This window comes from Pedobacter sp. SYSU D00535, from assembly GCF_017355855.1.
Classification (GTDB): Bacteria; Bacteroidota; Bacteroidia; order Sphingobacteriales; family Sphingobacteriaceae; genus Desertivirga.
In genome coordinates this window covers 204,117-226,145 of record NZ_JAFEWD010000005.1, presented here as the reverse complement: position 1 = coordinate 226,145, position 22,029 = coordinate 204,117, and the positions used below count along the sequence as shown (strand labels likewise).

At 44.5% G+C, this 22,029-nt stretch carries 22 protein-coding genes; 9 read left to right on the top strand and 13 right to left on the bottom strand.

Translation table 11 applies throughout. The features are described from left to right. The first annotated feature begins 81 nt into the window (after nucleotides 1–81). Complete coding sequence (locus J4N23_RS13145) at nucleotides 82–402, top strand: hypothetical protein (protein ID WP_207427931.1); 321 nt, start codon at nucleotides 82–84, stop codon at nucleotides 400–402. A 12-nt stretch (nucleotides 403–414) separates the two neighbouring features. Here J4N23_RS13145 and J4N23_RS13140 read toward each other — a convergent pair whose 3' ends face one another. The 4 genes from J4N23_RS13140 to surE form a co-directional block, all read right to left on the bottom strand. Beyond that, nucleotides 415–1,074 carry an HAD family phosphatase gene (locus J4N23_RS13140; protein WP_207427929.1) on the bottom strand — a complete coding sequence of 220 codons (660 nt, stop codon included), beginning with the start codon at nucleotides 1,072–1,074 and terminating at the stop codon, nucleotides 415–417. Between the two features lie 498 nt (nucleotides 1,075–1,572). Further along, on the bottom strand, nucleotides 1,573–2,688 hold the full coding sequence (gene lpxB, locus J4N23_RS13135) for a lipid-A-disaccharide synthase (RefSeq protein ID WP_207427927.1): 1,116 nt from the start codon (nucleotides 2,686–2,688) through the stop codon (nucleotides 1,573–1,575). Further along, nucleotides 2,685–2,945 carry a stationary phase survival protein SurE gene (locus tag J4N23_RS13130; protein ID WP_207427925.1) on the bottom strand — a complete coding sequence of 87 codons (261 nt, stop codon included), beginning with the start codon at nucleotides 2,943–2,945 and terminating at the stop codon, nucleotides 2,685–2,687. The genes lpxB and J4N23_RS13130 overlap by 4 nt, the downstream gene beginning before the upstream one ends. After that, nucleotides 2,929–3,708, bottom strand: coding sequence for a 5'/3'-nucleotidase SurE (gene surE, locus J4N23_RS13125; RefSeq protein ID WP_207427923.1), 780 nt, complete (start codon nucleotides 3,706–3,708; stop codon nucleotides 2,929–2,931). Before surE ends, J4N23_RS13130 begins: the two co-directional genes overlap by 17 nt. Nucleotides 3,709–3,827: 119 nt before the next feature. On the opposite strand from surE, the gene J4N23_RS13120 reads away from it, so the two are divergent. Then, nucleotides 3,828–6,758, top strand: coding sequence for a pitrilysin family protein (locus J4N23_RS13120; protein ID WP_207427921.1), 2,931 nt, complete (start codon nucleotides 3,828–3,830; stop codon nucleotides 6,756–6,758). A 54-nt stretch (nucleotides 6,759–6,812) separates the two neighbouring features. Here the strand turns inward: J4N23_RS13120 and J4N23_RS13115 are convergent, their stop codons facing one another. From J4N23_RS13115 to J4N23_RS13100, 4 genes are read right to left on the bottom strand one after another with little or no spacing between them, the layout of a single operon-like run. Further along, a complete protein-coding gene (locus J4N23_RS13115; protein WP_207427919.1) occupies nucleotides 6,813–6,998 on the bottom strand; it encodes a CsbD family protein in 186 nt (61 codons plus the stop codon). Between the two features lie 48 nt (nucleotides 6,999–7,046). Continuing rightward, the gene (acs, locus tag J4N23_RS13110) at nucleotides 7,047–8,954 is read right to left on the bottom strand and encodes an acetate--CoA ligase (RefSeq protein WP_207427917.1); all 1,908 of its coding nucleotides are present in this window, start codon (nucleotides 8,952–8,954) and stop codon (nucleotides 7,047–7,049) included. A 17-nt stretch (nucleotides 8,955–8,971) separates the two neighbouring features. Further along, on the bottom strand, nucleotides 8,972–10,915 hold the full coding sequence (locus tag J4N23_RS13105) for a cation acetate symporter (protein ID WP_207427916.1): 1,944 nt from the start codon (nucleotides 10,913–10,915) through the stop codon (nucleotides 8,972–8,974). Further along, nucleotides 10,912–11,196 carry a DUF485 domain-containing protein gene (locus J4N23_RS13100; RefSeq protein WP_207427915.1) on the bottom strand — a complete coding sequence of 95 codons (285 nt, stop codon included), beginning with the start codon at nucleotides 11,194–11,196 and terminating at the stop codon, nucleotides 10,912–10,914. The genes J4N23_RS13105 and J4N23_RS13100 overlap by 4 nt, the downstream gene beginning before the upstream one ends. 221 nt (nucleotides 11,197–11,417) lie before the next feature. Between J4N23_RS13100 and rpmB the strand changes: the two genes are divergently transcribed. The 7 genes from rpmB (at nucleotide 11,418) to J4N23_RS13065 (ending at nucleotide 17,356) form a co-directional block, all read left to right on the top strand. Continuing rightward, complete coding sequence (gene rpmB / locus J4N23_RS13095) at nucleotides 11,418–11,651, top strand: 50S ribosomal protein L28 (protein WP_207427914.1); 234 nt, start codon at nucleotides 11,418–11,420, stop codon at nucleotides 11,649–11,651. 20 nt (nucleotides 11,652–11,671) lie between these two features. Beyond that, a complete protein-coding gene (gene rpmG / locus J4N23_RS13090) occupies nucleotides 11,672–11,854 on the top strand; it encodes a 50S ribosomal protein L33 (RefSeq protein ID WP_207427913.1) in 183 nt (60 codons plus the stop codon). Nucleotides 11,855–11,937: 83 nt separating this feature from the next. Beyond that, the gene (locus tag J4N23_RS13085) at nucleotides 11,938–12,105 is read left to right on the top strand and encodes a DUF4295 domain-containing protein (RefSeq protein ID WP_207427912.1); all 168 of its coding nucleotides are present in this window, start codon (nucleotides 11,938–11,940) and stop codon (nucleotides 12,103–12,105) included. Between the two features lie 194 nt (nucleotides 12,106–12,299). Further along, complete coding sequence (ftsY, locus tag J4N23_RS13080) at nucleotides 12,300–13,265, top strand: signal recognition particle-docking protein FtsY (RefSeq protein ID WP_207427911.1); 966 nt, start codon at nucleotides 12,300–12,302, stop codon at nucleotides 13,263–13,265. Between the two features lie 21 nt (nucleotides 13,266–13,286). After that, nucleotides 13,287–14,621, top strand: coding sequence for a 30S ribosomal protein S12 methylthiotransferase RimO (gene rimO / locus J4N23_RS13075; RefSeq protein WP_207427909.1), 1,335 nt, complete (start codon nucleotides 13,287–13,289; stop codon nucleotides 14,619–14,621). 51 nt (nucleotides 14,622–14,672) lie between these two features. Next, complete coding sequence (gene bshC / locus J4N23_RS13070; RefSeq protein ID WP_207427908.1) at nucleotides 14,673–16,271, top strand: bacillithiol biosynthesis cysteine-adding enzyme BshC; 1,599 nt, start codon at nucleotides 14,673–14,675, stop codon at nucleotides 16,269–16,271. Further along, complete coding sequence (locus J4N23_RS13065) at nucleotides 16,268–17,356, top strand: Ldh family oxidoreductase (RefSeq protein ID WP_207427907.1); 1,089 nt, start codon at nucleotides 16,268–16,270, stop codon at nucleotides 17,354–17,356. Before bshC ends, J4N23_RS13065 begins: the two co-directional genes overlap by 4 nt. 73 nt (nucleotides 17,357–17,429) lie before the next feature. Here the strand turns inward: J4N23_RS13065 and lepB are convergent, their stop codons facing one another. Genes lepB through J4N23_RS13040 form a run of 5 tightly spaced genes read right to left on the bottom strand, consistent with a single transcriptional unit; the run spans nucleotide 17,430 to nucleotide 22,013 of the window. Next, nucleotides 17,430–18,860: a signal peptidase I gene (gene lepB, locus J4N23_RS13060; RefSeq protein WP_207427906.1), complete on the bottom strand. Its 1,431-nt coding sequence runs from the start codon at nucleotides 18,858–18,860 to the stop codon at nucleotides 17,430–17,432. Nucleotides 18,861–18,865: 5 nt separating this feature from the next. Beyond that, a complete protein-coding gene (gene dapB, locus J4N23_RS13055) occupies nucleotides 18,866–19,609 on the bottom strand; it encodes a 4-hydroxy-tetrahydrodipicolinate reductase (RefSeq protein ID WP_207427905.1) in 744 nt (247 codons plus the stop codon). Further along, nucleotides 19,606–20,298 (bottom strand): DUF5683 domain-containing protein, encoded by a 693-nt coding sequence (locus tag J4N23_RS13050; protein WP_207427904.1) that lies wholly within the window; start codon nucleotides 20,296–20,298, stop codon nucleotides 19,606–19,608. Before J4N23_RS13050 ends, dapB begins: the two co-directional genes overlap by 4 nt. Further along, nucleotides 20,299–21,210, bottom strand: coding sequence for a ParB/RepB/Spo0J family partition protein (locus J4N23_RS13045; protein WP_207427903.1), 912 nt, complete (start codon nucleotides 21,208–21,210; stop codon nucleotides 20,299–20,301). It lies immediately after the preceding gene. Then, the gene (locus tag J4N23_RS13040) at nucleotides 21,207–22,013 is read right to left on the bottom strand and encodes a ParA family protein (protein ID WP_207427901.1); all 807 of its coding nucleotides are present in this window, start codon (nucleotides 22,011–22,013) and stop codon (nucleotides 21,207–21,209) included. Before J4N23_RS13040 ends, J4N23_RS13045 begins: the two co-directional genes overlap by 4 nt. Between the last annotated feature and the right edge of the window lie 16 nt (nucleotides 22,014–22,029).

Genomic DNA, 22,029 nt, shown 5'->3' with positions numbered 1-22,029 from the left:
TTCTGGCGGTTTCACTTTTTAAGACCTCCTGTTTCCTAAAACTTTTCCTGAAGCGGGCTGTACTATGAGAAATCACGCGCTATGGAAAACTTCGAAATACAGATTGGACAGGAGAGACGAAGACTGGTTATTGAGCCTGTAATTGTACAAGAAACATCGGGCTACACAAACGTATTCCGCATCACTGATCCGGATATCAACAGCTCACTTGCTGAAAAAGACCCGGTTGATATTGATGACATCCCGACCGACAGTACGCTGGGCCAAATCACCATCAGGACAGAAAAAGATTTTGATTTTGAAGGTGGTGGTACCCTATCCGGGGATGAGTTACTAGGCATTGCAGCCCAAATCGTACGTCATCCCACTTTCAATGGAGCAGATAGCTTACCAGGAGGATAACCGGTAAGCTATCTATATTTGTTCCAATAACTCCTGCAGATAGGGATCGTGGTAATCTTTTATAAAACAAAGGATATTATCCAGCCCCTCAAACTCGTGCTCCTGGTGCATCGTAGTAATTACCACTGATTTCATACCCGCCCTTCTGGCTGCTTCAACCCCTTTTGGATTATCTTCGAAAACCAGGCAGTCTTCCGCTTGCACACCCAGTCCCTGGGCAGCACTAATGAAAGTTTCCGGATCTGGTTTACTCTTCGTCACATGATCGGCACTGATGGCAACCGGAAAATATTTTCTGACATCAAGGCCATCTAGAACGAAATCGATATTGAACGTGATAGCAGCCGAGCCTATTGCCATTTTTATCCCTTTCTGATAAGCGCGTTCTAAAAAGGAGTCAAGCCCACTAATAAGCCTCAAATGCGGTTTATAAGTTTGCTGGTACTTCTTCTCCTTTTCAAATGATATCTGATCCATCTCCTCCGCTTTGAAACGTCCCTCACCGAACACTCTCACAAGCACCTCCTGATTTTTGCCATACATCTCCATCTTAACTGCCTCCCGCGACATATTTCCTCCGAGTTGGTTATTTATGATATTGTGCCAGGCATCAGTATGATAGTCCATGTCGTCTATCATGGTACCATTCAAATCGAACAAAAAAGCTTTCATCTATATGAATTTGTCGCGAAGAAAATCAAAAAAATCAAATTAGAAGATCCTAAATTAAAAAAAGGGAAACCTCTGGCCCTCGTTTTCGTACCATAGCTTACACTCTTGGATACAATGCATCTTCTTCGAAGATTGATAATTAAACTTTTTAAAAAAAGACAGTCAAACTCTTCAGTTGCTGTTAACCAACAGATCCATTCCTTGTGGATAGATCTTAATGAACAGCAAAGGAAGTTTGAAAAGAAATCGGACGCACCGACGTTGGATCAAAACCACCACTTGAAATAAATCAGAAATCAGGGTGAGTTTTACAATAAATTTGAGAAAAGAGCGTAAATTAGAGTATTGATAGAAAAGGGATTTTTATGTTTGAGAGATTGAAAGAACTAGTTTCAGAGTTTATCGAAAGCTTAAAGAAAAAAGAACCAGCTTTAGTTCCGGTTAGAAACCAGCAAAGAAGCGGTAAAGTTAACAGATAATATTTACTACAAACCCTCACTAATGCTTATTCGTGAGGGTTTGTAGTATTAACTGGGCCGTTTTCTCTGAGGCTCCAGGACTTCCCATTTTAAGAGACAGGTCTATGTAGTTCTTCTGCATCTCATGCCTGTAATTTCCATCCAACAACTTCTCCAATTCTTCAGCAATCATCTGCGGATTACAGTCTTCCTGAATCAACTCTTTCACCACGGGCTTATCCATGATTAAATTTACCAGCGAGATATACTTAATTTTTATCAGCGTGCGGGCGATTGCCACAGAAACTGCACTCGTTTTGTAGACAACGACCTGGGGAACATGAAACAGGGCCGTTTCCAGGGTAGCAGTCCCCGAAGCCACAATAGCTGCATGGGCGCAGTTCAGAAGATTATAAGTGTCGCTAAAAACTACTGGAAGGGCCTGTGTTCCAAAAGCAGCCTGCGTATAAAAGTCAGCTGTGAAACTCGGAGCTCCCGCAATAATGAACTGGTAATTGGGGAAGCGATTTGCAGTGTGCAGCATCTCTGGCAGAATTTTGAGAATCTCCTGCTTCCTGCTTCCAGGCAATAAAGCAACAATGGGCTTGTCTGAAAAGCCGTGTTTCTCCCTAAAGTTCTTATCTGCTTCGAAAGCTGCTATTGCATCAAGCAGGGGATTACCTACGTAGTCTACCTCCATTCCCCAGGTTTTGTAAAAATCTACCTCAAAAGGAAGGATACAAAACAATTTATCAACCACCTTCTTGATCTTAAGAACCCGTCGCTGATTCCAGGCCCATACTTTCGGCGAGATATAATAAAAAACCTTGATTCCGTTCTGCTTGGCAAATTCAGCGACCTTCAGATTGAAGCCGGGAAAGTCAATAAGAACCAGTGCATCTGGTTTATATTTCAATAAGTCTGATTTGGCTTGCTTCAAATTCCGCATGATCGCTGGTAGGTTCATCAACACCTCCAAGAAACCCATGTAGGCCATTTCCTTGTAATGTTTTACCAGATCACCGCCTTGGGAAACCATCAAATCTCCTCCAAGGAAACGAAATTCCGCCTCTGCATCTACCAGCCGCAACGCCTTCATCAGATTAGCGCCATGCAAGTCGCCTGAAGCCTCGCCTGCAATCAGATAATATCTCATTGGTTAACTTTGTAGTAAAAGAAGATAAAGGCACAAATAAAGGTAGACCCAATTATACCTCTGGCCGTTTCGTCCATATATTTTTTGGAGTAGTACTTTACGAGTAGCAGGTTTAACGCGACACAACCGATATAAAGAAGGTCTGCCTTCTGCAAAAACACAAGGTTTTTCTTTAATACCTCCACAACAAAAAAGGCTATTCCCGGAAGCACGAGTCCGAGAACAGTACCCAGCCAAACATTATTCCGCTTCAACATTGAATTGCCAGTTATTTAAATGAGGAATAGCGTGGTGTGCAGTCAGATCAAACTGAACGGGAACGAGCGAAGCGTAGCCATTTGTAAGCGCCCAAACGTCGGTGTCTTCTCCCCGGTCATTCAGTTGAAATTTCCCGGTTAACCAAAAATAATCCCGGTTATTCGGATCTTTTCTTTCATCAAACTCCTCGGCCCACTTGGCATTAGCCTGCCGGCACACCTTTATCCCTTTAATCTTGTCGGTCTTGGGAAAGTTTACATTAAGTAGTGTTCCGGGTGCGAGGCCATGTTCAAGTACTTTGGCAGCAACCATTTTCACAAATGGTACGCAGGCTGAAAAGTCCGCATCATAGCCAAAGTCATCGTATGAAAAACCTACAGAAGGGATGCTTTCAATTGCACCTTCGACAGCAGCCGACATGGTTCCCGAATAAATTACATTGATCGAATGATTGAGACCATGATTAATACCAGATACACACAGATCAGGCTTTTTACCTTTAAATATTTTGTTTACTGCCAGTTTCACACAGTCCACCGGTGTCCCAGAGCTCTTATACATTTCCACTTCGGGATAGATGTGCACGCGATCCAGGCGAAGGGGTTTGCTGATAGTAATGGCGTGCCCCATACCTGATTGAGGACTATCAGGAGCTACCACTACTACATTCCCCAACTCTTTCATCGCGTCGATAAGCACTTTGATGCCAGGTGCATCAATGCCGTCATCATTTACAACGAGTATGGTAGGTGTTCTTTTCATCGCGCAAAGCTACAAAAAAGATACATGAACCTCTGAATCTGCCAATCTTCCCCCTATTGCCGGGAGACATGAAAAAATCTAATAAATACTTATCTTTAAGCCTATTTTAACACAACATCATGAGGCAAAAGTTACTTATTGCAATGTTATTGCTTGCCTTTACTTCAGCAAGCAATAGCCAGGTAAAGAAGAAGTATGAATGGAAAAGTGCCAGTTCAGGAGGTTATACCTACAGATATGTAAGCAATGACCCCACTAACGCGCGGTTCTACCAGTTGAAGAACGGGCTCACCGTTATTCTTAGTCCCACCCCTAAGCAACCGCGAATTCAGGCTTATTTTGCTGTAAAAGCGGGGAGCAAAACCGATCCGGAAAACCACACAGGTTTAGCTCACTATCTGGAGCACATGCTGTTTAAGGGGACAGATAAATTTGGAACACTGGACTGGAACAAGGAAAAGCCGCTACTGGACCAAATCGACAACCTTTACGAACAGTATAACTCTACCAAAGACGAGCAGAAACGCAGGGAGATTTACAAGCAGATAGACAAAGTTTCGGGCGAGGCGGCAAAATACGCTATCGCCAATGAATACGATAAAGTGATGGCATCCATGGGTGCCCAAGGTACGAACGCTTTCACCTCATTTGAACAGACGGTGTATACCGAAGACATCCCTTCCAATGCGGTGGATAAATTTCTGGCTGTGCAGGCCGAGCGTTTCAGAAATCCCATTCTACGGATTTTTCATACCGAGCTGGAAGCTGTATACGAAGAAAAAAACAGAACACTGGATAACGATGGTCGGAAGGTCTTTGAAAAAATGTTTGAGAACCTCTTCCCTAACAGTTACGGGAAGCAAACAACGATCGGAACAGTTGAACATCTTAAAAACCCATCCCTGAAGGCCATTCGCGAATACTACAAGACATATTACGTTCCCAATAACATTGGCATCATTCTATCGGGCGATTTCAACCCGGATGAAATGGTAAAAAAGATCGATCGCAGCTTTGCCTATATGAAAGCTAAGCCGGTCCCTGCGTATACGTTCAGCCCTGAAAAGCCCCTCAGCACTGCAGTTGCGAAAGAAGTGTGGGGACCTAACCCTGAAAGCATTATGATTGGCTTCCGCTTCCCTGGCGCTAATACAAGCGATGCCCAAATGCTTAACTTACTCGGAAGTATCCTAACAAACGGGAAAGCAGGACTTTTTGATCTTAACCTGGTTAAAAAGCAAAAATTGCTGGCAGCATCGGCCTTTAACTATAACCTAAAAGACTATAGCACGCTATTGCTACAGGGAAATCCTATCAAAGGACAATCCCTCGATGATGTGAAAGCGCTGATGATTGCGGAGATTGAAAAGCTGAAAAAGGGGGATTTTGATGAGGACCTGATTCCTTCCATTGTCAACAACCTGAAGAAAAGCATTCTGGAAGAAAATGAAAGTTATGGATCCAGAGCTGGAGCCCTTATGGACGCATTCACTTCGGAAGTGGACTGGAAAACTACGGTAGCTACCGCAGATCAGTTATCGGCAGTGACTAAACAGCAAGTGATGGCTTTTGCGAAGAAATACCTGGGTAACAACTATGTGGTTGTATACAAGCGCCAGGGCGAAGACAAAAACAAGCTAAAGGTTGAGAAGCCGACCATTACAGCCGTGGAAGTAAACAGAGAGGCTCAATCACCCTTTCTTCAACAGATCAACAGTATGCCTGTCAGCCAGGTAAAACCGGTCTGGCTCGACTTTTCCAAAGATATAGCAAGAGCGAAATCAGGCAACCTGGATGTTCTGTCAGTACAAAACAAAGAGAACAGCATTTTCAAATTGTATTATCGGTACAACACCGGGAGCTGGCATAATAAGTTGCTTCCAATTGCAGCAGAGTACATCCAGTTCCTGGCTACAGATAAAATGAGCGCGGAAGAGATTAGCAAGGAGTTTTATAAACTTGCCGGCTCTTTCCGGATATCTGTTTCCGGTGAAATAACAACGGTTAACATCACCGGACTGCAGGAAAACTATGAAAAGACGGTCGCGCTGTATGAAAACCTGTTGGCAAATTGCAAGCCCGATGAAGCTGCGCTGGCAGGATTGAAAGCAAGGCTAAAGAAAAGCAGGGAAAATGCGAAGCTGAACAAAGCCTCTATCATGCAGGGCTTGGTGACATATGCTCAGTACGGGCCTTCCAATCCCTTTAATAACGTGCTGAGTAACGCGGAGCTTGACGCGCTAACGGCGGATCAACTGATTGGAGCCTTACGAGAACTGAGTTTGTACGAGCACACGATTGCATACTACGGACCTGCATCAGCCAATACCATTGCAACGTCTCTAAAATCGCTACATCCCAGCCCGGCATCATTCAAACCACTTCCAGAAGGACCCACATTTGCCAAGGTAGTGCAGAGCAAAAACCAGGTACTCTTTGCTAACTACGATATGGTTCAGGCCGAAATTCAGTGGATTAGAAACGGTTCAGGTTTTAGCGTGCAGGAGGTTCCTGCTATCGAGCTCTTTAACAATTACTTTGGAAACGGGATGAGCACAATAGTGTTCCAAACCATCAGGGAGTCCAAAGCATTGGCCTACTCCACGTACGCCGTTTATAATGGTCCTGCTAAAAAGGACGATCGCTACACGATGCTGGCTTATGTGGGCACTCAGGCAGATAAGCTCAATGAAGCTATCGCAAGTATGAATGAGCTGTTAACTGAGCTTCCTGAGTCAGAAAAAGTGATTGAAGTAGCGAAAGCGAACATGCGAAAATCACTGGAGACCGAACGAATCATCAACGAGGACATTATCTTTAACTATCTTAATGCACAACGCAAAGGTCTGGATAGTGACATCCGAAAAAACACGTTTGAGTCGATCGACAAGCTACAGTTTACTGATATCAAAAAGTTCCACGAAACTGAGCTGAGAAACAAGCCTTATACCTATTGTGTAGTGGCTTCAGAAGCGAAAGTAAATGAAGCAGATCTTAACAAATACGGAGAGCTGACGAAGCTGAGTTTGGAAACCATCTTCGGTTATTAATTGAAAGCCATGTTAATAGAAAAGCCCGACAGGATACTGCCGGGCTTTCTTGTTTTATAAACTCCGCAACCAGTCAATTATTTGCTCGCGGGTTTTTCCGGTTTTGGACTGGAGACGGCCGTAAAGCTCATCTTCCTTTCCCTCCTCGTATGTTAAGTCGTCATCGGTCATGTCACCATGGGCCTGTTTTACTTTGCCCTTTAATTCGTTCCATTTACCTTTTAGTTCTAATTTGTCCATGTCTCTTAGGTTATGTAAGAAGACAACAGACTGAGACTGAATTTGTTCTTACAGGGCACCGGCCTTAATCTCATCCACCACTCCCGGATCAAGCAATGTGCTTGTATCACCCAGGTTAGACGTTTCACCTTCAGCGATCTTTCTTAAAATACGTCTCATAATCTTACCCGACCGTGTTTTCGGCAATCCCGACACAAACTGAATCTTGTCCGGCTTCGCGATAGCTCCAATGATACGAGTCACCGTTTGGAGGATATTCTTCCTGGTAAGTTCTTTATCATGAACTGATTCTCCAAGAATAACGTAGGCATAAACTCCTTGTCCCTTAATCTCGTGAGGATAACCAACTACTGCGCTTTCAACCACGTCCGTATGCATGTTGATCGCGTTTTCTACTTCTGCAGTTCCAATCCGGTGTCCGGAAACATTCAATACGTCGTCTACCCGACCGGTGATCTTGTAATAGCCATCTTCATCGCGCAAGCAGCCATCGCCGGTGAAATACATATTTTCGTAAGTCGAGAAATACGTTTGCCGGCACCTTTCATGGTCTCCATAAGTAGTGCGCAGCATGCCCGGCCATGGAAACTTAATGCATAAGTTGCCAGAAACGCCATTGCCTTCAATTTCTTTCCCGTTTTCGTCCACCAGCACCGGCTGCACTCCCGGTAAGGGCAAGGTAGCGTAACCTGGCTTAGTTGTAGTTACCCCTGCAATTGGCGAAATCATGATACCCCCTGTCTCCGTCTGCCACCACGTATCTGCAATTGGAGCCTGTTTGTTTCCTATCTTTTCATCAAACCAATGCCATGCTTCTTCATTGATCGGTTCTCCCACGGAGCCTAGTTTCGTTATCGAGCTTAAATCTTTCCCTTCCAGCGGCCCGGTACCAAAACTCATTAAAGAGCGAATAGCGGTAGGCGCTGTATAAAGAATGTTAACCTTGTACTTTTCTACAATATCCCAGTATCTGGATGGCGACGGATAGGTAGGAACACCTTCAAACATGACCGTCGTGGCCCCCTGAGAAAGCGGACCATAGACAATGTAAGAATGCCCCGTAATCCAGCCAATATCCGCTGTGCAGAAATAAACCTCCCCTGGATGGTATTGAAAGACATTTGCAAAAGTATATCCAGCATAAACCATGTACCCACCGCAGGTGTGCACTACCCCTTTAGGCTTACCGGTTGAACCTGACGTATACAGGATAAACAGCAGATCTTCGGCATCCATAATTTCTACAGGACAAGGAGGATTACCCTGCGTTTCTACCTTTTTGATCTCATCTTCCCACCATACATCCCGGCCTTTGATCATGGAAACAGGAGAACGACTGCGTGTAAGTACAATTACCTTCTGAACACTGCGGCATTGAACAAGGGCATCGTCAATGATATCCTTTAGCGGAATATCTTTAGCCCCACGGAAACCACCGTCGGCAGTAATTACCAGGGAACATTCTGCGTCGTTTATTCTGTCTGCAATAGATTGAGCGGAAAATCCCCCGAAAACCACCGAATGAATCGCCCCAATACGCGCACAGGCTAACACAGCAATGGCCAGCTCTGGCACCATCGGCAGGTAAATACAGACTCTGTCGCCTTTTTTAACGCCATTATTTCTAAGGACATTACCAAACTGGCATACCTTGTCATGCAGCTGCTTGTATGATAAAACGCGGTGGGCTTCATCCGGATCATTGGGTTCCCAGATAATAGCGGGTCTGTCGCCATGCTTCTCGAGATGCCTGTCCAAACAGTTTTCAGTAATATTTAGCTTGGCACCCTGAAACCATTTAATGGAAGGCTCCTTGAAATTCCATTCTAAGACCTTATCCCATTTCTTTCTCCAGCGGAAGGAGTCAGCGATTTCTGCCCAAAAGTTTTCAGGCTCCCGTACGCTGTAATCGTAAACTTCTTTATACTCGCTAAAAGATGTGATCTTTAAATTCATTTCTTCGATAAAATTATTTAAGCTGTGGTTTGTTCTAATGATTTAACATATTCAGACCTTTCCCTGTTGTCTTTTTGAGTAGCCTTGGAAACCACGTAAGCAGCAATCACCGCTAAGGGAAAAGAGATAATAGCAGGATTATCCAACTTATGGATCGCCGTAGCAGGATCAAGTCCGTACCTCTCCCACATGGTTGGAGAAGTGAGGATGATACCCAAAGACGCTACGATTCCGGTTACAATAGATGCTGCAATACCTTTGGCTGTCGACTTCTTCCAAAATAGAAGAAAGAGGATGGCCGGAAGGTTAGCTGAGGCTGCAATGGAGAAGGCCCATCCCACCAGGAAAGAAACATTCATTCCTTTAAATGCAATGCCAAGACCAATGGCAATAATCCCAACACCGAAGGCGGCAATTTTACCGGCTCTCACCTTTTTACCGTCCGTGAGGTCTAAATTGAAATAATTATCCAGCAGATCGTGGGCGATGGCCCCCGAAGAGGCGATGATCAAACCGGCGACTGTTCCAAGGATGGTGGCAAAGGCAACTGCAGATATTATAGAAAATAATACTACGCCAAATGCTCTTGCCAGCAGTGGGGCTGCCATGTTACTTGACTCCACATCCAATACACCATTGACCGCCGCACCTAATCCCATAAATAAAGTAAGCACATAAAACATCCCAATTGCTCCTATGGCGAGAATGGTAGATTTACGTGCATCACGGGGAGATTTAACTGTATAGTAGCGAATCAGAATGTGAGGAAGCGCCGCTGTACCAAGGAATAAGGCAAGCATCAGCGAGATAAAATCCATCTGGCTCCAGATACTTGCACCCTTACCAATCTTATACTTCAGTCCTGGTAACATGAACGACTGCCCTGAGGTGGGGTTCTGATAAAACACCGTAACTTTCTTCCCATTACTCTCGAACTTAGCCTCTGAGAAGCGCACAACTTCACTATTGCCAACTGTGGAAAGAAATTTAAACGGTCCAACAGGGCCTGTCTTGCTTACTTCTTTTCCATCCACTACAATTTTGCTCAAATGTCCCACTTGGAAAAATTCAGCCTTCGACTTTGGCTGCCCGTTATATAGTAATTCTCCGCCCTCTCCTTCTTCGATCGATAATGCTTCCTGCAACACGGGGGCGCCGTCCTTTTCACTGAGCCGGTACCATCGTGCTTGTCCGCCCAGCTGCAATTTTACAAACTGCTTGCCTTTAGATTCCTGCTGCAATACCACATTCCAATCTCCGGCACTTACAATTTTACCATTTTCGACTTCCGGATAGATCTCCTGAAATTTGTGATAGCTCTGATTACCAAAGCCAGGATTCAATGACAGGCCGTTCCTTAATATGTATATCGTCAGAACGGTCGAAAGAACTAACAGAAGCGCTCCTTTAAGAAACTGAACGTAAGTGGTGGAAGTCATTCCAGCACTTGCCACAATAAAGATTACCACGAGGCCTACCAGCACCACTCCCACCCAATGAGGAAATCCGAGAAGCGGAGTAACCAAATCACCGGCTCCTACCATTTGAGGGATCAGATAAAAAATAGAAACGATCAAGGTACTAATGGCAGCAGTTAAGGTAATTGCTCTGGATTTGAAAGTAGAATTCAGAGCATCCGTAAAAGTATATTTTCCCAGACGCTTCAGGGGTTCGGCAATTAAAAATAGCGCCACTATCCAGCCGGCCAGAAAACCTATAGAGTAGAGAAATCCGTCAAATCCTACCGTTGCTATCATCCCGCAAATCCCTAAAAAGGAGGCTGCCGAAAGATAGTCGCCGGCAAAGGCAATGCCATTGACTGCCCAATGTATCTGACCGCCAGCGGCATAGTAAGAAGATGCCGACCTTGTTTTGCGAGCGTAGTAAAAAGAAAGACCTAGAACCAGCCCAACAAAGATCACAAAGAAAAAGAGGGCGATGTACGATACCTGATAAATCATGCTTTACCCTCCTCGCCGTTCATTTCATCCTCGTACCTGGAGCAGAAGTTGTTGTACAAAATGCCGAGTAGTACGGCAAAGACAATTAAGCCCATTCCATACACCAGGGCCAGGTTCAAACCTGCTCCAACTTCGCTCGCCAGTAGTTCGTAATTAAACACTCCGATTACTACGAATCCTGCATAGAACAACAGGTACAGGAAAAAAAACCGGACTCCTAGTTTAGCTTTTTTTTTCGAGGCATTATCAATACCTGACTCCGCAGCGGGTTCATGAATCATACTTTCTATAATTTAATTTACTGGTTAATTAATTAGCAGTGGTTTGATGGCACGTAAATTAGAAATATTTCTAAAAAATCAGAGCCAATTTTGTAATCGCTGTCTTACTGTTCCTCACTTATAAATAAAGTAAATTTTGTTGCGATTGTGATTTATTCTTCTGATATTTGCAAACTCTTTAAGAGGCTGAGTTTTACAACAACAAGATACACTACATAGTCATGTCGAGAATTTGTGATTTAACAGGAAAAATGCCAATGAACGGTCATAACGTTTCTAACTCAAACGTTAAAACCAAGCGCAAGTTTTATCCTAACCTGAAGGTGAAGAAATTTTACATCCCTGAGGAAGACCGTTGGATTACGCTGAAAGTTTCTACTTCAGCAATCAAGACCATCAACAAAAATGGTATTACTGCGGTAATTAATAAATTCCTTAAAAAAGGATACGTTTAATCGTTAAAGAAGAATAGAAAATGGCAAAGAAAGGTAACAGAGTTCAGGTGATTTTGGAATGCACCGAGCAAAAAGAAAGTGGCGTACCTGGGATGTCTCGTTATATCTCCACAAAAAATAAAAAGAATACTACTGAGCGTTTGGAGTTGAAAAAATACAACCCATTCATGAGGAAGGTTACTGTTCACAAAGAAATTAAGTAATTAATAATTGAAGGATTGAGCAAAGAAGAACTGCGAAAGTTATTCAATATTCAATCGATCATCAATTCAATCATTAAAATAAGATGGCAAAGAAAGTAGTTGCAACCCTGAAGACCGGTAAAGGTAAAGAATATTCAAAGGTTATTACCATGGTGAAGTCTCCAAAAACCGGCGCTTACACTTTTAAAGAGATCATTGCACATAACGATCACGTTAAAGACGCTATTGCTGAAGCTAAAAACGCTCAGTAAGCTTTTTCTTTAAAATATTGAAGAGCCGTCCCGATTTATCAGGAGGGCTTTTTTCATGAAAGTTGGTTTGTTTTTCAAAGAAAGGATCCTCTCCACACTTTCATTTTTTTGCGGGCATTTGCTCATAAAAGTTGCTCGAATGGAAGAGCGAAAACAGGAAGGCCCTGTTTCCGTTTACCTTATCTGACACAAGAATGGGATTATTCGATTTTTTCAAAAAGAAACAGGCTCCTGAACCGGAGGAAGTACAAGCCTTAGACAAAGGCCTGGAAAAAACCAAAGAAGGTTTGTTCTCGAAACTCACTAAAGCCGTTGTCGGCAAGTCGAGTGTAGATGATGATGTTTTGGACGAGTTGGAAGAGATTTTAGTAACTTCTGACGTTGGCGTTAGTACCACCCTAAAAATCATTGAACGCATTCAGGCTCGCGTTGCAAGAGACAAATACGTGAGCACGTCTGAGTTAAATGGAATTTTGAGGGCAGAAATCCAGGAACTTCTTGCTGAAAACAACAGCAACGACTTTGAAAATTTCGAATATGGCAACCACAAACCCTACGTTATCATGGTGGTGGGCGTCAACGGCGTGGGAAAAACGACTACGATCGGCAAATTGGCTCACAAGCTTAAACAGGCGGGTAATAAGGTAGTACTCGGAGCGGCCGATACATTTCGCGCCGCAGCAGTGGATCAGTTGAAACTTTGGGGTGAACGCGTGGATGTGCGTGTTGTTGCACAAGCTATGGGCTCTGATCCCGCTTCTGTTGCCTTCGACACCTTACAGTCAGCTGTTGCCAACAGGGAAGATGTAGCAATAATCGACACAGCAGGACGTCTTCATAATAAGGTGGCTTTAATGAATGAGCTAACCAAAATAAAAAACGTGATGCAGAAAGTTGTTCCGGGAGCCCCGCATGAGATCCTCCTCGTTCTTGACGCTTCCACCGGACAAAACGCCATTGAACAGTGTAAGCAATTTACGCAGGCAACAGATGTAAATGCACTCGCATTAACAAAACTCGACGGAACAGCAAAAGGCGGAGTTGTAATTGGCATCTCTGATCAGTTTAAGATTCCCGTTAAATACATCGGAGTTGGAGAAGCAATGAATGACCTTCAACTATTCAATAAAAAAGACTTCGTAGAATCATTATTTAAATAAGAAGACAAAGAGGGGCCGGGAATGCGGACGAAAAAAGCCATACAAAATACTATTACAACTAAGCCGCGTGTCAATGTAGTCACGTTGGGTTGTTCTAAAAACTTATACGATTCGGAAGTCCTGATGGGACAGCTGAAAGGTAACCAGTTTGATGTTGTTCATGAAGCGGATAACGTAGGAAAAGACGATATCATCGTCATTAACACCTGCGGTTTCATCGACAACGCCAAGCAAGAATCTATTGATACCATTCTTCAGTACAGCGAACTGAAAGAGAAAGGAAAAGTAGGGAAAGTGATCGTTACCGGATGTCTTTCAGAGCGGTATAAGCCGGAGCTGGAAAGCGAAATCCCAAATGTAGACGCTTATTTTGGCACTAACGACCTTCAGGATATCCTTTCGAGCATTGGTGCTGACTATAAATATGAGCTGATCGGAGAGAGATTACTCACTACCCCATCTCATTTTGCTTACTTTAAAATTGCTGAGGGCTGCAATCGACCCTGTTCCTTTTGCGCCATTCCGCTAATGCGTGGAAAACACCTATCCAAGTCGATGGAAGAGCTGGTAAAAGAGGCGCAGGGACTGGTAAGAAACGGCACGAAGGAGCTGATCCTAATTGCACAGGACCTGACATATTATGGTCTTGACCTGTACGGAAAACGTAACCTGGACGAGCTTCTGAGAAGGCTCTCTGATGTTAACGGAGTAGAATGGATACGACTGCAATACGCTTATCCTTCTGGCTTCCCTATGGAAATCTTAGATGTGATGAACGAGCGGGAGAACGTCTGCAAGTACCTGGACATGCCACTTCAACACATTTCTGATAATATGTTGAAATCAATGCGCCGAGGCATCAGCAAGCAAAAAACTATTGACCTGGTTAACGATATTCGTACTAAAGTTCCCGATATTGCGCTGCGCACCACTCTGATTTGTGGTTATCCCGGTGAAACAGAACAGGATTTCCAGGAGATGAAAGACTGGGTGGAAGAAACCAAGTTCGACCGTCTTGGCTGCTTCACTTATTCCCACGAAGAAAAAACTCATGCCCACACCCTGGAGGATAACGTTCCGCAGGAGGTTAAAGAGCAACGAGTAGAAGAAATCATGGAGGTCCAGCAGGGCATTTCCTTCGATAAAAACCAGGAAAAAGTTGGAAAAACCTTCAAGGTATTAGTTGATAAAAAAGAGGGCGACTACTTCGTGGGACGCACTGAATTTGACTCTCCTGAGGTTGACAACGAAGTTCTGCTGCATGCAAGCACGAACTACGCAACTATCGGAAGCTTCGTTCATGCCACTATTGAACGAGCGGAAGATTTCGATCTGTATGGACAGATTGTCAAATAAATGATATAGGAATGGGGAATTAATCAAATTCCCCTATTTTCGTCAACTCTGATGAAAGCCACTTATATCGACTATAAAGACACCAACAGTTTTTCATCAACTGTTCTCGCTTATCTCGAGCAAGACCCCAAACTGGAGCCCTTCATTTCATACTTTCCGAGTGTGGAAAATTTTGGGCAGATCATGAAGGCCAAAAAAGTAGCTGCCGATCGATCCGCTTTAGCAGAGGTGCTTGAGGACCAATACGCGAATTTGGGAACCGAGATCCACGCGAAGGTTCTGCAAAACATCGAGCTTTTAAGGCAAGAGAACACCTTTACCATTACTACTGGCCACCAACTCAATATTTTCACGGGTCCCCTCTATTTCATTTACAAAATTGTTTCGGCAATCAATCTGGCAAAAGAGTTAGGAGAAGCCTATCCCGACAAAAAATTTGTCCCCGTCTATTGGATGGCAACAGAAGACCACGATTTTGAAGAGATAAATCATACTAAAATTCAGGGGAAGAAAATAAGCTGGGATACAGTAGCAAAAGGGGCTACGGGCAGGTTAAGCACGGAATCTATTCAAGATGCGGTGCGGGAGTACCAGAAGATTTTGGGACTCTCGGAAAATTCTTCCAGGCTTTGTGAGATTATCGAAGAAGCCTATCTGAAGCAGCGCTGCCTTGCTGATGCTACCCGATGTTTGGTCAATGCATTGTTTGATGAGTATGGACTGTTGATAGTTGATGCTGATGAACGCCGCCTAAAACGTCAGTTCACAACGATCATTCAACAAGACATTATAGAACAACGAAGTTTCACCAATATCTCAGAAACCAGCAAGGCACTCGAGCAAGCTGGTTATAGCACCCAGGTGAATGCCCGTGAGATTAACTTTTTCTATTTAGAAGAGAATCTCCGGGAAAGAATTGTGTTTGAGGGAAACCGCTACCGCGTCCTCAATACTGAAATTTCTTTTTCTGATGAGGAGCTTAAGGCGGAGATAGAGATGTATCCGGAGCGCTTCAGTCCCAACGTAATTATGCGTCCGATGTATCAGGAAGTTATTCTTCCTAACCTCGCTTACATTGGGGGCGGGGCAGAGGTCGTTTACTGGTTGCAGCTGAAGAAAAATTTCGATGAGCTAGGGGTAGAATTTCCGATCTTGATACTTAGAAACTCTGCGCTGGTAACCACAGAAGCATTGACCAAGAGGGCAGAACGAATAGGCATTTCGCTGCCTGACCTCTTTAAAAACACTTCTCAACTCAAAAAAGAGTGGGTACTAGCCCATTCCAGCCATACACTATCGCTTGCGGAAGAAGAGGCTAAAGTAGACGCAATATTTGAGGAGCTAAAGACACGGGTCACGAAGATAGACCCAACGCTTGGACCTAGTACTGAAGCAGTGCGCAGCAGACTTCACAGGGCTATAGCCAATTTAGAAGCCAAACTTCTAAAGGCAGAAAAGCGAAATCATAACGATGCCTTAAACAAGATCGAATCGCTACGCGCAAAATATTTCCCAAACGAAGGCCTTCAGGAGCGATCGGAGAACTTTGCCTTGTTCTATGTAAAGTACGGCGAAACTTTAATCGCGGAACTCGTTAAATCCTTTCATCCGCTAGCACCCCAGTTTACTATTCTTGAACCAGAAATATGAGTTCTTTCATTTTTGATGAAAATACGCTCAGATCGTTTACTGAGTCTGTTTTCTTAAGCATTGGCTGTTCGCAATCACATGCAGAACTAGCCGCCGACGTCTTATTAGCCTCTGATTTGAGAGGTATTGATTCTCATGGGGTAGCCCGGCTAAGTGGTTACGTCCGGTTGTGGGAAAAGGAGCGTATAAACGCTAGCCCAAATATCCGCGTTGTTCATGAAACAGCCAGTACCGCAACGGTCGATGGTGACCGCGGCCTTGGGCTTGTAGTTGCTCCATTTGCTATGCAAATTGCGATGGAAAAGGCAGAGAAATACGGCTCGGGCTGGGTGTCTGTACGTAACTCCAACCACTTTGGAATAGCTGGCTATCATGCGCTGCAGGCAGTAGCCAAAGATATGATTGGCTTTGCGATGACTAACGCCAGCCCACTGGTAGCCCCAACCTTTACTACTGAACGTTTGCTCGGGACCAACCCGATGTGCTACGCATTTCCGGCAGGTAATTTCCCTCCGGTGGTGGTCGATATGGCCACTTCGGCAGCTGCGAATGGCAAGCTGGAAATTGCACAACGATCTGGAAAGCCGATCCCTGAAGGCTGGGTGCAATCCAACAAAGGCGATGCAACTACAGACGCTCATGCATTAAAAGCGGGTGGATCTCTTCTCACCCTTGGAAGCGATAGAGAGCATGGCAGCCATAAAGGCTTCGGCCTGAGTGCTACTGTTGACATCCTTTCTGCCGTGCTCTCGGGCGCAAATTACGGCCCCTGGGCGCCTCCTTTTGTAGCCTTTTTGGATCCGCTTCCAAATTTGCCAGGAGAGGGAATTGGTCATTTCGTTGGCGCGATGCGTGTGGATGGCTTCCGACCTGTAGAAGAGTTCAAGCAACATATGGATAATTGGATAAAGCGCTTTAAAGCTGCTAAACCAATTACAGAAGAACAGCCGGTTGTTATACCGGGTGAACCGGAACTTGAAGCGGAGAAGGAAAGGAAAATCAAGGGAATCCCTCTGGTAGAGCCCGTTGTCGAGGATTTGAATGAGCTGGCTGACCGGTTGGGAATCGCGGGACTACCGGTATAAAAGTGTTAAGCTCAAAAAAAGGCCCGAAATAAATCCTTATTCCGGGCCTTTTTCATTTAGCGTTTGGCAGACATCAATGTATCCCCTTGAACAGTCTGTTCCAACGAATTTTCCCTAAGAATTCTCCGTTGGTATCCCAGCTCATCCAGATAAACAGTGCCTTCCCCACGATATGATCTTCGGGTACAAATCCCCAGAAACGAGAGTCAAGGGAATTATCACGATTATCTCCCATCATCCAGTAATAGTTCTGTTTGAAGGTGTAAGAGTTCGCTACCTTTCCGTTAATCATCAATTGTGCCCCACTCTGCTCCACTTTATTTCCTTCGTACACTTCAATTGCTCTGCGGTACAATGGGATTGTGGTACTATCCAGCTTAACAGTCCAGCCTTTGGCCGGAACAATAACAGGACCGAAGCTGTCGGCGTTCCACTTGAAGTTGGGGTTATGAGGGAAAATTTCCGGATCGTAAAATAATTCTTCCTGGTTGCGTTGACGAACTTCTTTCACGATGGGCCAGGACTTTACCTCTTCTGCCTCCTGGCTCGTCATGTTGAAATAGTACTCGTCAGCAGTAGAATGGTGAACGTCGATATTCATTTCTCGGAGCTTGTCCAGATTAAAATCTGTTCCGTCCGACTTCACATAGTATAATTTTTGGGCAAACTCCGGTTTTTCTGCCGGCTGGCCATTAACATATACCTGCGCATTAATAATACGAAGCGTATCGCCGCCAATTGCTAAACATCTTTTAATATAGTTCTCCCGCTTGTCCACCGGCCTGTTAAAGGGTTCATCCGCGTCCATAGGATAGTTGAACACAACCACATCATTGCGCTCAATCGGCTCCAAACCTGGCAAACGGTAGTAGTCCAGTTTGATGCCTTCCCAATAGGCCTTAGTACCGATGATTGGCATCGTATGGTGCGCAAAGGGAAACGCCACAGGCGTCATCGGCACGCGGGGACCATAATTCACTTTGCTTACAAAAAGGAAGTCACCGATCAGCAGGGATTTCTCCATAGAGCCGGTCGGAATGGTATAGGCTTCCAACAAAAAACTTCTGATTAGTGTTGCAGCGACTACCGCAAAAACAATGGCGTCGGCCCACTCCCTGGTAGTTGATTTTTTGTAGGGATACTTCTCTTTGAATTCTTCTGTGGCCGACTGTCCCAGGTACCGTGTTTCCTTATCGAATCCCCAAATTGGGAAGGCAATAAAAGGTAACACAACAGCACCCACATGCTGCCAAAATGTATACTTACCATAGCTTTTAGCAAAATCAACCATAATGCCGATTGCCACAATAAATCCGATCACAGGGATCAGCATCAAAAAAAACCACCACAGGGGACGTCCGGTAAGCTTTACGATAACGTACGTATTATAAATAGGAATAAGTGCTTCCCAGCCTGGCCGACCTGCTTTTTCAAACAGTTTCCAAAGCCCCGCTAAATAAGCAACTATAAAAAGTATGGCAATTAATATCGAGCCAAGTTCCATAAATATTAAATATTAAAATCAAACATGTCGGTTACCGAATAGAAGCCCTTTTTACCCTGCAGCCATTCTGCCGCAAGCACAGCTCCTAAGGCAAAACCAGCCCGGCTATGTGCAGTGTGCTTAAACTCAATGTCATCGACTTCTGAACTATAAATAACGGTGTGTGTGCCCGGTACTGCTTCTATACGGTGAGATTCGATAAGCAGCTGATCTGGTTTCGCGACTACTTCTTCAGGGCCACCCACCAATTCGTTCACCCACTCTTTTTTGCTCTTCACGCCTTCCAGAATTCCTTCTGCAATGGTGATTGCAGTCCCGCTTGGAGAATCGAGCTTCTGAGTATGATGAATTTCTTCCACCTGTACATCGTATTGGGGGTAACGATTCATAATCTTAGCCAACACCTTGTTGACAAAGAAAAAAACGTTTACTCCAACGCTGAAATTAGATGCGTACAAAAATGAATTGTTACCGGCCTCGCACTTACCTTTTATCTCGTCTATGCTGTCGTACCAGCCGGTAGTTCCCATTACCAGCGGGACCTCTGCGGCGAAGCAACTTTCAATATTTCCAAGGGCCGAATGTGGGGTGCTGAAATCAATGGCGACATCCGCCTTCTGCAGATTTTCAGAAGTTTTCTCTGCTAAATTACTTTCGTCAATTTTCAGAACTATCTCATGACCGCGATCTACAGCAAACTGCTCGATGATACGGCCCATTTTGCCATAACCAAGAAGGGCTATTTTCATAATGATATTTTGATTTTTATGGCCGGAACCGGCGCGCTATAAGCGTGTGATAATTGAGGCTGTAACGAGGGTTGTATTTTTATAGCAAGGTCGTCACTCACATCGAACCGAAAGAACTTGGCGTCTACGTAGGCATCAATAATATTGATCGCATAAACGGCGGCTATTCCCAAAATACTGAGATCCCGGTTACGACGGTAATAGTCTTTAAAAGGAATTAAGTTTTGGTCAGAGATATCAGTCCGTCCTGCAAAAAGACCTTCGGGATCAAATTTACCACCGTTTTCCTGGTAATATTGAATCTCGTGCAGGATCTCTTTGTAGTGCCTTTGCTCCCATTCAGCCGTCAACACCAGCCCCACAATACCTCCATAGATAAATGGAACTTTCCACCAACGTCCATTGCGGATCTGTCCCCAGCCGGGGATGATGGCAGAACTTAGGGCCGCTTGCCGCGGAAGGCGCTCCAGCACTAACCTGGCTGAATCTTTTACTACAGGTGGATTTCTTTCCGCCGTTTCTGCTCGCCGCAGGTTAGATACGGTATCGGTAGCAGCCGAACGTGTACGGGGTTGTGTAGGACGAACCGCTGCCGAATCTCTTTTTACAGCGCTCGTATCCGTCTGTGGAAAGGCAGATACAGCCAGCAATAAAAAACTCAGCAACAGAAAAGTCGTCCTAAAATTCATTTACCAATCTAATAATTCAAGGATACGGCTCAGGTCATCCTCAGAAACAAATGGTATTTCAATTGCTCCTTTACCCTTACCTTGTACTTTCAATTTTACACGGGTGGCAAACTTTGAAGCAAGGTCATCCTGAATCTTCTGATATTGAAAAGAGATAGCCTCCTCTTTTGCTGTAGGAGCTTTCTTCGTCCCTGCCTGATTGATTTCCCTGACAAGCTCCTCGGCTTTCCTAACGGATAACCCTTCCCGGATAATCTGATCATGAACATATAATTGCTTATCAACATCCTCTACTCCCAGGATCGCCTTAGCATGTCCCATGGAAATTTGATTATCCCTGATAGAAGCTTGTATAGCCGGAGGAAGTTTTAATAAACGTAAATAATTTGTAACCGTAGAGCGGTTCTTGCTCACCCGGTCTCCCAGCTCTTCCTGCTTCAGGTTGCACTCGTCAATCATCCGCTGGAAGCTTAACGCTACCTCGATCGAGTTCAGATTTTCACGCTGAATATTCTCGATGAGTGCCATCTCCAGCATCTGCTGGTCGTTGGCCGTCCGGATATAAGCGGGTATTTCAGTAATTCCAGCAAGTTTGGAAGCCCGAAGACGTCGCTCTCCGGAAATTAGCTGATAAGCATTTGCTCCGGCCTTTCTTACCGTGATAGGCTGAATCAGGCCCTGCAGCTTAATGGATTCTGAAAGCTCTCTTAAAGCTTCCGGATCGAATTCTGTACGTGGCTGAAAGGGGTTTACCTCTACTTCTGCTACCTTGATGAAACTTATATTCCCGGGAGAAACACTCTCACTTCCGTTGCGACTCGGTTGTGGCTTCGACGCAGTTTGAACTGATTCAGAATCATTTAACAGCGCACTTAATCCTTTTCCTAATCCTGTCTTTCTTTGATTCGTCATGAATTAACTGTTTCGTGTTTTCTTGATTCTTCTTTTACCAAACCGTTCTTACGGATAATTTCTCTTGCCAGGTTTAAATAGTTGATGGAGCCTTTACAGTTCGCGTCGTGCATAATTACCGACACACCAAAGCTGGGTGCCTCACTCAATCGGGTGTTTCTTTGTATAATTGTTTCAAAAACCAGATCCTGGAAATGAGTTTTCACTTCTTCTACTACCTGGTTCGACAAACGCAGACGTACGTCGTACATCGTCAGCAAAATACCTTCTATCTCCAGATCCGTATTTAAACGGCTTTGTACAATCTTAATTGTATTTAACAGTTTACCTAGGCCCTCCAATGCAAAATATTCGCATTGCACCGGGATGATTACCGAATTCGCCGCCGTTAAAGCGTTGATCGTAATCAACCCTAATGAAGGGGAGCAATCAATGATAATGAAATCGTAGTCATCCTTCACTTTATCCAGCACCGCCCGCATTTTATACTCCCGGTCAGTCAGATTGATCATCTCTATCTCCGCACCTACCAGATCAATATGAGCAGGTAGCAGGTCCAGGTTAGGTGTTTCTGTTGGTTGTATTGCATCCCGTGGATCCACATCATTGATGATACACTCATAAATACTCGCCTTTATTGCGCGCGGATCAAAGCCGATTCCTGATGTTGAATTGGCCTGTGGATCTGCATCTACCAGTAGCGTACGAAACTCTAGTACTGCTAAGCTGGCTGCCAGGTTAATTGATGACGTGGTCTTCCCTACTCCGCCCTTTTGATTAGCTAACGCGATAATCTTACTCATTCCTTATCCTAAATTT

Bases quoted from the DNA above. Each gene is read 5' to 3' on its own strand.
- rimO (WP_207427909.1), top strand. From the start codon at position 13,287: ATGCGGACGAAAAAAGCCATACAAAATACTATTACAACTAAGCCGCGT.
- J4N23_RS13140 (WP_207427929.1), bottom strand. From the start codon at position 1,074: ATGAAAGCTTTTTTGTTCGATTTGAATGGTACCATGATAGACGACATG.
- lepB (WP_207427906.1), bottom strand. From the start codon at position 18,860: ATGGAACTTGGCTCGATATTAATTGCCATACTTTTTATAGTTGCTTAT.
- J4N23_RS13050 (WP_207427904.1), bottom strand. From the start codon at position 20,298: ATGAATTTTAGGACGACTTTTCTGTTGCTGAGTTTTTTATTGCTGGCT.
- lpxB (WP_207427927.1), bottom strand. From the start codon at position 2,688: ATGAGATATTATCTGATTGCAGGCGAGGCTTCAGGCGACTTGCATGGC.
- rpmB (WP_207427914.1), top strand. From the start codon at position 11,418: ATGTCGAGAATTTGTGATTTAACAGGAAAAATGCCAATGAACGGTCAT.
- J4N23_RS13105 (WP_207427916.1), bottom strand. From the start codon at position 10,915: ATGATTTATCAGGTATCGTACATCGCCCTCTTTTTCTTTGTGATCTTT.
- J4N23_RS13045 (WP_207427903.1), bottom strand. From the start codon at position 21,210: ATGACGAATCAAAGAAAGACAGGATTAGGAAAAGGATTAAGTGCGCTG.
- J4N23_RS13145 (WP_207427931.1), top strand. From the start codon at position 82: ATGGAAAACTTCGAAATACAGATTGGACAGGAGAGACGAAGACTGGTT.
- ftsY (WP_207427911.1), top strand. From the start codon at position 12,300: ATGGGATTATTCGATTTTTTCAAAAAGAAACAGGCTCCTGAACCGGAG.
- J4N23_RS13065 (WP_207427907.1), top strand. From the start codon at position 16,268: ATGAGTTCTTTCATTTTTGATGAAAATACGCTCAGATCGTTTACTGAG.
- J4N23_RS13115 (WP_207427919.1), bottom strand. From the start codon at position 6,998: ATGGACAAATTAGAACTAAAAGGTAAATGGAACGAATTAAAGGGCAAA.
- rpmG (WP_207427913.1), top strand. From the start codon at position 11,672: ATGGCAAAGAAAGGTAACAGAGTTCAGGTGATTTTGGAATGCACCGAG.
- J4N23_RS13120 (WP_207427921.1), top strand. From the start codon at position 3,828: ATGAGGCAAAAGTTACTTATTGCAATGTTATTGCTTGCCTTTACTTCA.
- acs (WP_207427917.1), bottom strand. From the start codon at position 8,954: ATGAATTTAAAGATCACATCTTTTAGCGAGTATAAAGAAGTTTACGAT.
- bshC (WP_207427908.1), top strand. From the start codon at position 14,673: ATGAAAGCCACTTATATCGACTATAAAGACACCAACAGTTTTTCATCA.
- J4N23_RS13100 (WP_207427915.1), bottom strand. From the start codon at position 11,196: ATGATTCATGAACCCGCTGCGGAGTCAGGTATTGATAATGCCTCGAAA.
- dapB (WP_207427905.1), bottom strand. From the start codon at position 19,609: ATGAAAATAGCCCTTCTTGGTTATGGCAAAATGGGCCGTATCATCGAG.
- J4N23_RS13085 (WP_207427912.1), top strand. From the start codon at position 11,938: ATGGCAAAGAAAGTAGTTGCAACCCTGAAGACCGGTAAAGGTAAAGAA.
- J4N23_RS13130 (WP_207427925.1), bottom strand. From the start codon at position 2,945: ATGTTGAAGCGGAATAATGTTTGGCTGGGTACTGTTCTCGGACTCGTG.
- surE (WP_207427923.1), bottom strand. From the start codon at position 3,708: ATGAAAAGAACACCTACCATACTCGTTGTAAATGATGACGGCATTGAT.
- J4N23_RS13040 (WP_207427901.1), bottom strand. From the start codon at position 22,013: ATGAGTAAGATTATCGCGTTAGCTAATCAAAAGGGCGGAGTAGGGAAG.